Below are 9,464 nucleotides of genomic sequence, written 5' to 3'. Positions count from 1 at the left end.
CCTTCATTCAGCACTGTGTTGTCAGGAATACCGCTATCGCGAGCAGGCTCACTCCTACAGGGACTTTTTTCAGCCGCGCGGGTGATGTTTGGCGTGCAGATCCTGCAATCGAGCGCGGGCGACGTGGGTGTATATCTGCGTGGTGGAAAGGTCGCTGTGGCCGAGCAGCATCTGCACCACGCGCAAATCCGCGCCGTGGTTGAGCAAGTGCGTGGCAAACGCATGACGCAAGGTGTGCGGCGACAGCGACTTGCCGATCCCGGCAACCTTGGCCTGATGCTTGATCCGGTGCCAGAAGGTCTGGCGGGTCATCTGCTCACCGCGCTGGCTGGGGAACAGCACATCACTGGGCCGGCCACCGAGCAGTTCGCCGCGACCGTCACGCATATAGCGCTCGACCCAGACAATCGCCTCCTCGCCCATCGGCACCAGCCGTTCCTTGCTGCCCTTGCCCATCACCCGCAACACGCCCTGGCGCAAATTGACCTGCTCCAGCGTCAGACTGACCAGTTCCGTCACCCGCAAACCGCATGCGTACAGCACTTCAAGCATGGCGCGGTCACGCTGGCCGATCGCTTCGCTCAGATCCGGTGCTTTGAGCAAGGCTTCAACGTCGGCTTCCGACAGGGACTTAGGCAACGGCCTACCGAGTTGCGGCATGTCGACGCGCAACGTCGGGTCGACGCTGATCAGCTTTTCCCGCAGCAGATAGCGATAAAAGCCACGCACACCGGAGAGGAATCTGGCAGTGGAACGTGGTTTGTAGTTCTGCTCCAAACGCCAGGATAAGTGATCAAGGATCAACTCGCGGCCAGCATTGATCAGCTCCAGGTTTTTCGCCTGCAACCAGCCGTTGAACAGCGCCAGATCGCTGCGATAAGCGCCGCGGGTGTTATCGGACAGGCCCTTCTCAAGCCACAGAGCGTCGAGGAATTGGTCAATCAGAGGGTGGTCGATGGCAGGCATGGGCGCTCAAGACACACAGCCTCATGACTGTGCGCAAATGTAGAGTGAACTGTAGGAATGGGCGCTAGTCTTTCATAGCCGGCTATTTCAAGGAACAGGGAGCATCAATGAACGAGCAGCAAATTCTCTTGGCATTTGGCGGGATTGGCGCGGCGGCGCTGGGTTGCCAATGGCTGGCCTGGCGCCTGAAGCTGCCGGCGATTCTGTTTTTGTTGCTGACGGGGATTCTGGTCGGCCCAGTGCTGGGCTGGCTCGATCCGCAGGAAATGTTCGGGCCGCTGCTGATGCCGCTGGTGTCGCTGGCCGTCGCGCTGATTCTGTTCGAAGGCAGCCTGACCCTGCACCTGTCGGAGTGGAAGGAGATCGGCAGCGTCGTTCATCGTCTGGTGACCATTGGCGCGATCTCGACCTGGATCGTCATCGCGGTCGCTACGCACTTCCTGCTCGGTTTCGACTGGATGCTGGCCATCCTGTTCGGCAGCCTGACGCTGGTCACCGGCCCGACGGTGATCGTGCCGATGCTGCGCGTGGTAAGGCCGAAAGCCTCGATCGCCAATATTTTGCGTTGGGAGGGCATCGTCATTGACCCGATCGGCGCCCTACTCGCCGTGGTGGTTTACAGCTTCATCATTGCCAGCGCCGAAGGACATGGCCTCAAGCAGAGTCTGTTCACCTTTGGCGGGGTGATTCTCTGCGGCGCGATGTTCGGGATTGTCGGCGGCTGGTTGCTCGGCACGGTGATCCGCCGGCAGTGGCTGCCGGAATATCTGCATAACCTCGCGTCGTTGGCGGCGGTGCTGGGGATTTTCATTGCTTCGAACACCGTGATGCACGAGTCGGGACTGTTGGCGGTGACATTGATGGGCATGTGGCTGGCCAACATGAAGGGCGTGGATGTACGGCACATCCTGCACTTCAAGGAAAACCTCAGCGTGCTGCTGATTTCCGGCCTGTTCATTTTGCTGGCGGCGCGCCTGGATTTGTACGCGTTGATCGGATTAGGGCCGCTGGTACTGATTCTGCTGCTGGTGATTCAACTGATCGCTCGACCGCTGAACGTGCTGCTCAGCACGGCCGGTTCCAGCCTGAGCTGGCGGGAGCGTGCATTGTTGTGCTGGATTGCGCCACGCGGGATTGTCGCGGCGGCGGTGTCGGCGATTTTTGCGATTCGTCTGCATGAGGCCGGGCACGAGGGCGCGTTGCTGCTGGTGCCGCTGACCTTCGCGGTGATTATCGGCACTGTTGTCCTGCAGAGCGCCACGGCACGACCGCTGGCTCGCCTGTTGAAGGTTGCAGAACCGGCGCCAAGCGGATTCTTGATCGTCGGCGCCAACGGCCCTGCGCGGGAGTTGGGCAAGTCGCTGCAGCAACTGGGCAGCCGGGTGCTGCTGACCGACTCGAGCTGGGAGAATATTCGTGCGGCGCGCATGGAAGGTTTGCCGACGTACTTCGGCAACCCGGCCTCGCAGCATGCCGATGCGCATCTGGATCTGGTCGGGCTGGGGCATTTGCTGGCGCTGTCGCCCTCGGGTGAACTCAATACCTTGGCGGCGATGCGGTTCCGTCATGACTTTGGGCATCAGCGTTTGTTCGGTCTGGCCAGTGGTCATGAGAGTCGGCGCAGCGATAAACATCGGGCGAGTCTGGAACATCGTGGCAATCAACTCGGTAGCGAGGCGTTTACCTACGCGAAACTGGCCAGCCAGATGGGACAAGGTGCCGAGTTGTACAGTACGACGTTGACGAATGGTTTTGGCTGGGAGGATTACCAGGCGCTGCATGGCAATCGTGCGACGTTGTTGTTCATGCGCGATGACAGCGGTTGGGTGCATGTGGTGACGCCGGAGACTACCGTGAAACCTGGGTCGGGGTGGACGTTGCTGGCGTTGATTCAGCCGGAGGCCAGCGGCGTCTGAGCTGACGCCTTCGCGAGCAAGCTCGCTCCCACAGGTTCTTTGACGGACACAAGTGTTGTGTTCACCCGATCACTGTGGGAGCGAGCCTGCTCGCGAATGGCGCCACTCGGTATCAGATCAAGCCGCAAAACCCGGCAACACCGGTACCGGCCGCTTGTCATCATCAATGGCAACGAAGCTGAACTGGCCATGAATCGCCTTCTCGCGGCCATCACAGCTCATGCTCTCGACAAACACTTCCACCTCGACCTTGAGGCTGGTATTGCCGACCTTGATCACCTTCCCGACCAACTCGACGATGGAACCGGCCGGGATCGCGTGATTGAAATCGATGCGATCAGTGGACACGGTCACCAGTGGCAAGCGGCAGAAGCGTGTGGCGGTGATGAACGACACTTCGTCCATCCATGCCAGCGCAGTGCCGCCGAACAGGGTGTTGTGGTGGTTGGTGGTCGGCGGGAAGACGGCTTTGGTTACGCGGGTCACCGAGAGTTCGGTACGGCGTTCGATTTCCTGGTTGCGGGGAGTCATGGTTCTGGCCTGAAACGAAAGTACGGTGAATAAATTGCAGGCAACAAAAAAGCAGCCCGTAGGCTGCTTTTTTCTGCATCGGAAGCTGGACTTAAGCCAGTTTTTCCTTGATGCGAGCTGCTTTACCCGACAGGTCGCGCAGGTAGTACAGCTTGGCTTTACGTACGTCACCGCGACGTTTAACAGCCATGCTGTCGATCTGCGGGGAGTAGGTCTGGAAAGTACGTTCTACGCCAACACCGTTGGAGATTTTACGAACGGTGAACGCACTGTTCACGCCGCGGTTACGCTTGGCGATTACAACGCCTTCGAACGCTTGCAGACGGGAACGATCGCCTTCCTTCACTTTCACCTGAACGACAATAGTGTCGCCTGGGGCGAAGGTAGGGATTTCTTTGGTCATCTGCTCTGCTTCGAGTGCAAGGATGATTTTGTTGGTCATGCTGTGCTCCTAAGGTAAATCGTTCGATCTACCATCGATACGTTGTTAACTATCGTCCCGCTCGCGGATGTATTCCTCGAGCAGCTTCTTCTCTTCTCCAGAAAGCGAGCGGCTTTCCAGAAGATCGGCGCGTCGTTCAAAGGTCCTACCAAGGGACTGCTGTAAACGCCAACGCCGGATATGCGCGTGATTGCCACTCAGCAACACGTCGGGAACACGCTGATCCGCATACACCTCAGGTCGGGTGTAGTGCGGGCAATCCAGCAGACCATCCGTAAAGGAATCTTCCTCAGCGGAATCCGCATGCCCTAAAGCTCCAGGCAGCAGTCGTGTAACCGCATCGATCAGGACCATCGCCGGCAGCTCGCCGCCAGACAGTACATAGTCACCAATCGACCACTCTTCATCGACATGAGCCTCAATAAAGCGCTCGTCAATGCCTTCATAGCGGCCGGCAATCAGGATCAATGCATCCGATTGTGCCAACTCGCGTACCGCCGACTGAGTCAGTTGACGGCCTTGGGGGGACAGGTAAATCACCTTCGCCGCCTCCCCGGCTGCTGCCTTGGCCTGAACCAGAGCATCTTCCAGGGGCTTGATCTTCATCACCATGCCCGGACCACCGCCAAACGGGCGATCGTCCACAGTGTGATGCCGATCCGTCGTGTAGTTCCGCGGATTCCAACAGGTCAGCTGCAAGAGCCCCTGTTTGACCGCACGACTGGTGATGCCGTAGTCGCTGATGGCGGAAAACATCTCGGGAAACAAACTGATCACTTCTACGCGCAAATTAGCCACGTTTAGAAGTCCGCGTCCCAATCCACCTTCATCTCGCCCGCTGCGAGGTCGACAGCCAACACGCATTGCTCCGTATAGGGCAACAGGCGTTCGCGATCATCCAGGCTGCCAGCGCAAGGCTTGACGACCATTACATCATTGGCGCCGGTTTCCAGAAGATGATCGATTTTCCCGAGCAATTGCCCCAGTTGATCAATAACCTTCAGACCTTCCAGCTGGTACCAGTAGTACTCACCGTCGGTCAATTCAGCGAACAGATTGCGCGGCACGCAGATCTCGTAACCGGCCAGAAGACGAGCTTCTTCACGATCATCAAGACCCTTGAGCTTTGCGACCAGGAACTTGTCGCTCCCGCGTCCACTGACCAGCTCGACCTGTTTGACATTGCCTTCGCGCTTGAGCGTCCAGGTTTTGTACTGCAACAGGTTTTCAGTCGGATCAGTAAAGGAATAAACCTTCACTTCGCCGCGAACGCCATGAACAGAATAAATTTTGCCAATAACGATCAAATCATCGGCAACAGCGGGCGTCGCGTTCATATTGCTCAGGCCGCAGCCTTTGCAGATTCCTTCAGCAACTGAGCAACACGCTCAGAAGGCTGTGCACCAACGCTCAGCCAGTAGGCTACGCGCTCTTGGTTCACGGACAGACGGGTTTCCTGACCACGGGCAACAGGGTTGAAGAAACCAACCTGTTCTTTGTGGGAGCCGTCACGCGGGTTACGCGAGTCGGTTACGGTCAGGTGGTAAAACGGGCGCTTTTTGGAGCCGCCAAGGGCAAGACGGATTGTTAGCATGTGAACATCGTTCCTGTAGTCGGTGCTGCAAATCTAAATGCACAGCGGGCATGGGTGCCCGAAAGGCCGCATATTCTAAGGAATATCCGGACTTTTGCAAATGACTTTTTCCGGCGCCTATGGCATGCCGTGCGGATTTGCATATAGAGCCGTCGATGAAAACGGCCAGTCAGCTCCCGCCGAGTGCGGGTTTGCTGTTGATCCTGCGTCCTTGCAGGGTCTGCGCCGGTGCGACGACCGGCGAAGTCTTAGTGTCCTGTCTCACCCATTTCGCTCACTTTTGGCGAGCAGAATGGGCGAGACGGGACACCTTACATTTTCGGCATGCCGCCGCCGGGCAACATTCCGCCCATACCGCGCATCATTTTCGCCATTCCGCCTTTGGCGGAGAATTTCTTCATCATCTTCTGCATCTGCTTGTGCTGCTTGATCAAGCGACCGATGTCCTGCACCTGAGTGCCGGAACCCATGGCGATCCGGCGCTTGCGCGAACCGCTGATCAGCTCAGGGTCGCGGCGCTCGGCCGGGGTCATGGAATTGATGATGGCTTCCATCTGTTTGAATTGTTTTTCTGCAGCGTTCTGGGCATTGCCCATTTGCGACAGGTTGACGCCGCCGATGCTCGGCAGCTTGTCCATGAGCCCGCCGAGGCCGCCCATGTTCTTCATTTGTTGCAGCTGATCACGGAAGTCTTCGAGGTCGAAGCCCTTGCCCTTCTTCAGCTTCTTGGCCAGTTTGTCGGCCTTGTCTTTATCGAGGGTCGCTTCGGCCTGTTCGATCAGGCTGAGCACGTCGCCCATGCCGAGAATCCGCGAAGCGATACGCTCAGGGTGGAACGGATCGAGCGCTTCGCTCTTCTCGCCCATACCGATGAACTTGATCGGCTTGCCGGTGATGGCGCGTACCGACAGGGCGGCACCGCCACGGGCGTCGCCGTCGACCTTGGTCAGAATCACACCGGTCAGCGGCAGCGCATCACCGAAGGCCTTGGCCGTGTTGGCCGCGTCCTGACCGGTCATGGCGTCAACCACAAACAGGGTTTCGACCGGGTTGATCGCGGCGTGCAGCGCCTTGATCTCGCCCATCATTTCTTCGTCGATGTGCAGACGACCGGCGGTGTCGACGATGACCACGTCGATGAATTTCAGTTTGGCTTCTTTAATAGCCGCGGTGGCGATGTCCACCGGTTTCTGGCTCAGGTCGGACGGAAAGAACGTCACGCCGATGTCGTTGGCCAGGGTTTCCAGCTGTTTAATAGCGGCCGGGCGGTAAACGTCCGCCGACACGACCATGACCGACTTCTTCTTGCGCTCTTTAAGGAAGCGCGCCAGTTTGCCGGCGGTGGTGGTTTTACCGGCGCCCTGCAGACCGGCCATTAGAATCACGGCTGGCGGTACGGCGCTCAGGTTCAAATCTTCGTTGGCCGCGCCCATCAGGCTTTCGAGCTCAGCCTGGACGATCTTCACGAACGCCTGGCCCGGCGTCAGGCTGCGCGACACCTCGGTGCCGACAGCGCGCTCCTTGACCGAATTGACGAAGTCCTTGACCACCGGCAGGGCGACGTCGGCTTCGAGCAACGCCATGCGCACTTCACGCAGGGTGTCTTTGATGTTGTCCTCGGTCAGCTTCGCTTTGCCGGTGACATGGCGCAGCGTCTGCGAGAGACGGTCGGTTAAGTTTTCAAACATTGCGCGATCCTTTCAGGCCCTGTGTAGACCGGGATAATGGCGGCCCAGACCGGAATCAACATGTGCTCGGCGAGCCTGCGGCGTGGGCAGGTCGCGGATTATAGCGAAGACTGCGGCTGGCGGACACCTCGCTGTCAGCTTCCTGAGTCTTTCGTGCCATGGCGGTTCTATGCCAAACTCAGCCCCTTTCGGGCTTGCCTAACAGGATTTATGCTCCCCTTGTCACCCAGTTTGCTGACCACCCTCGCCGCCGCCCTTCTATATGCCGCTGCGACCCTTTATCAGAGCACCCGCTTGGCCACTGGCGCCAAGGCGAACAAGCGCCTGCTGGTTGGCCTCGGCGTTTTCGCCGTGGTGGCCCACGCTGCCAGCCTGCTCACTCACCTGCTGACGCCAATCGGTCTGGGCCTGGATTTCTTCAGCGCCTCCAGCCTGATTGCAGCGGCAGTGATCGCGCTGACGCTGATCGCCTGCTCGCGCATTCCGGTGGAAAACCTGCTGGTGCTGCTGTTCCCGCTCGGTGCGGTCACGGTGCTGCTGGCGCAGTTCGCGCCAACCGGCACGGTGCAGATCATCGATGAAGAGCCGGGTATCCTCGCGCACATTCTATTGTCGATCCTCGCCTACGGCATGTTCACCATCGCGGTGTTCCAGGCCTTGCTGCTGCTGGTGCAGGACCACCAGCTCAAGCACAAGCATCCGTCCGGGCTGATCAAGAACTTTCCGCCGCTGCAAACCATGGAAAGCCTGTTGTTCGGTTTCCTCTGGGCCGGCTGGACACTGTTGTCGCTGTCACTGATCTCCGGCTGGCTGTTCGTCGAGAACCTGTTCGCTCAGCATCTGGTACACAAGACCCTGCTGGCGTGCCTCGCCTGGATCGTGTTCAGCGTACTGCTGTGGGGCCGCAATCGCCTCGGCTGGCGCGGCCACAAGGCGATTCGCTGGACTCTCGCCGGTTTCTGTCTGCTGATGTTGGCGTATTTCGGCAGCAAACTGGTTCGTGAATACATCCTGCACATCTGACGGGCGGCATAAATGGACGCTTTGCCCATAGGGCCGATGCTCGCGGTATTTGTCCTGCTGATTTTATGGTCAGGGCTGTTTACCGCCGTCGAAATCGCGCAGCAACACCTGCTCGCGCAACGCACCGCCTCGCGCGCCAGCGATAAACCGCTGGCGAAGCTGAGCTTCCCGCTCGACAGCCTGATCCTCTGCAATACGTTGTGCCGTGCGCTCGCCGTGGTGATTGCGACGCTGCTGGCGATTTTTCTCTGCGAAGAAAACGGCCCTTGGGCGGCATGCCTCGGTGCCGGCGCCATCCTGTTGGTGTTTGCCGATTACTTCCCGCGCACCGTCGCCCAGCGCTACCCCGATGCGGTGCTGGCGTTCGGCAATACCTTGCTGGCCGTGCCGTTGAAGATTGTTTATCCGTTTGCCTGGCTGTTCAGCCGTATCAGCGGTTTGCTGATGAGCCCGTTTGCTCGCAAAGTTCAGATCGTGCAGCAAAGCGAAGATGACTCGCCCGCCGATCGCTACGACGATCCAGAGCATCCAGTGCGCGCGCACCCGGTTTCAGGCATTCATGCACTGGACAACATCACGGTCAACGACATTCTGGTGCCGCGCAGTGACGTCGACGGCATCAACCTCGACGATTCTCTCGAAGAGATCATTGAGCAACTGCGTCACAACAAACGTACGCGCCTGCCGGTGTTCCATAGCGATATCAATCAGGTGGAAGCGGTGCTCAATACCCGGCAGATCCGCCATCTGCTCAACAACGGTGATTTGACTCGCGAAGCGCTGCTGGCCGCCAGTTACGAGCCGTACTTCGTGCCGGAAAGCACGCCGCTGCAACTGCAACTGCTGAACTTCCACAAGCAACAACGCCGCCTCGGCATGGTGGTCGACGAGTACGGCGAAGTGCTTGGCATCGTCACTCTGGAAGACATTCTCGAAGAAATAGTCGGCGAATTTGAAAGCGAGCACAGCCTGGATAATCCGCATATTCATCCGCAGGGCGATGGCCGCATGGTCATTGACGGTGCCGCGTCGATCCGCGAATTGAACAAGTGTTTGGGCTGGCATTTGCCGAGCGATGGGCCGAAAACGCTGAATGGGCTGGTGACTGAAGCGTTGGAGACGATTCCCGAGAGTTCGGTTTGCCTAAAGATCGGGCGTTATCGGCTGGAGATTCTTGAGACTGAAGAGAACCGGGTTAGCAAAGTGCTGATTTGGCACACCTCTTCTGTGCCTGCTTTGGTGCCTGCCCGATAGCAGATCGAAAGATCGCAGCCTGCGGCAGCTCCTACATTTGAAATGCGTTC

The 9,464-nt window shown here is 58.6% G+C and carries 10 protein-coding genes; 3 read left to right on the top strand and 7 right to left on the bottom strand.

The features are described from left to right. Nucleotides 1-69: 69 nt before the first annotated feature. Nucleotides 70-966, bottom strand: coding sequence for a site-specific tyrosine recombinase XerD (gene xerD, locus ACW9IR_RS27010; RefSeq protein ID WP_457465684.1), 897 nt, complete (start codon nucleotides 964-966; stop codon nucleotides 70-72). 107 nt (nucleotides 967-1,073) lie between these two features. Between xerD and ACW9IR_RS27005 the strand changes: the two genes are divergently transcribed. Beyond that, on the top strand, nucleotides 1,074-2,882 hold the full coding sequence (locus tag ACW9IR_RS27005) for a cation:proton antiporter (RefSeq protein ID WP_110721216.1): 1,809 nt from the start codon (nucleotides 1,074-1,076) through the stop codon (nucleotides 2,880-2,882). A gap of 117 nt (nucleotides 2,883-2,999) precedes the next feature. Here ACW9IR_RS27005 and ACW9IR_RS27000 read toward each other — a convergent pair whose 3' ends face one another. From ACW9IR_RS27000 to ffh, 6 genes are all read right to left on the bottom strand, one after another. Continuing rightward, a complete protein-coding gene (locus tag ACW9IR_RS27000; RefSeq protein WP_110721217.1) occupies nucleotides 3,000-3,413 on the bottom strand; it encodes an acyl-CoA thioesterase in 414 nt (137 codons plus the stop codon). Between the two features lie 91 nt (nucleotides 3,414-3,504). Further along, nucleotides 3,505-3,855, bottom strand: a complete 351-nt coding sequence (rplS, locus tag ACW9IR_RS26995) for a 50S ribosomal protein L19 (RefSeq protein ID WP_003175895.1) — start codon at nucleotides 3,853-3,855, stop codon at nucleotides 3,505-3,507. Between the two features lie 45 nt (nucleotides 3,856-3,900). Further along, entirely contained in the window at nucleotides 3,901-4,653 is a 753-nt protein-coding gene (gene trmD / locus ACW9IR_RS26990) for a tRNA (guanosine(37)-N1)-methyltransferase TrmD (protein WP_095119350.1), read from the bottom strand. Between the two features lie 2 nt (nucleotides 4,654-4,655). Continuing rightward, nucleotides 4,656-5,192, bottom strand: a complete 537-nt coding sequence (rimM, locus tag ACW9IR_RS26985; RefSeq protein WP_457465681.1) for a ribosome maturation factor RimM — start codon at nucleotides 5,190-5,192, stop codon at nucleotides 4,656-4,658. Nucleotides 5,193-5,197: 5 nt separating this feature from the next. Beyond that, a complete protein-coding gene (gene rpsP, locus ACW9IR_RS26980) occupies nucleotides 5,198-5,449 on the bottom strand; it encodes a 30S ribosomal protein S16 (protein ID WP_016986371.1) in 252 nt (83 codons plus the stop codon). Between the two features lie 311 nt (nucleotides 5,450-5,760). Next, nucleotides 5,761-7,137 carry a signal recognition particle protein gene (gene ffh / locus ACW9IR_RS26975; protein WP_007908988.1) on the bottom strand — a complete coding sequence of 459 codons (1,377 nt, stop codon included), beginning with the start codon at nucleotides 7,135-7,137 and terminating at the stop codon, nucleotides 5,761-5,763. 210 nt (nucleotides 7,138-7,347) lie between these two features. On the opposite strand from ffh, the gene ACW9IR_RS26970 reads away from it, so the two are divergent. Further along, nucleotides 7,348-8,160 carry a cytochrome C assembly family protein gene (locus ACW9IR_RS26970; protein ID WP_102900593.1) on the top strand — a complete coding sequence of 271 codons (813 nt, stop codon included), beginning with the start codon at nucleotides 7,348-7,350 and terminating at the stop codon, nucleotides 8,158-8,160. A 12-nt stretch (nucleotides 8,161-8,172) separates the two neighbouring features. Then, the gene (locus ACW9IR_RS26965; protein ID WP_457465678.1) at nucleotides 8,173-9,414 is read left to right on the top strand and encodes a transporter associated domain-containing protein; all 1,242 of its coding nucleotides are present in this window, start codon (nucleotides 8,173-8,175) and stop codon (nucleotides 9,412-9,414) included. Nucleotides 9,415-9,464 lie beyond the last annotated feature (50 nt).

Source organism: Pseudomonas sp. SDT291_1_S447 (genome assembly GCF_054070155.1).
This window is presented reverse-complemented; position numbering and strand designations above follow the sequence as displayed.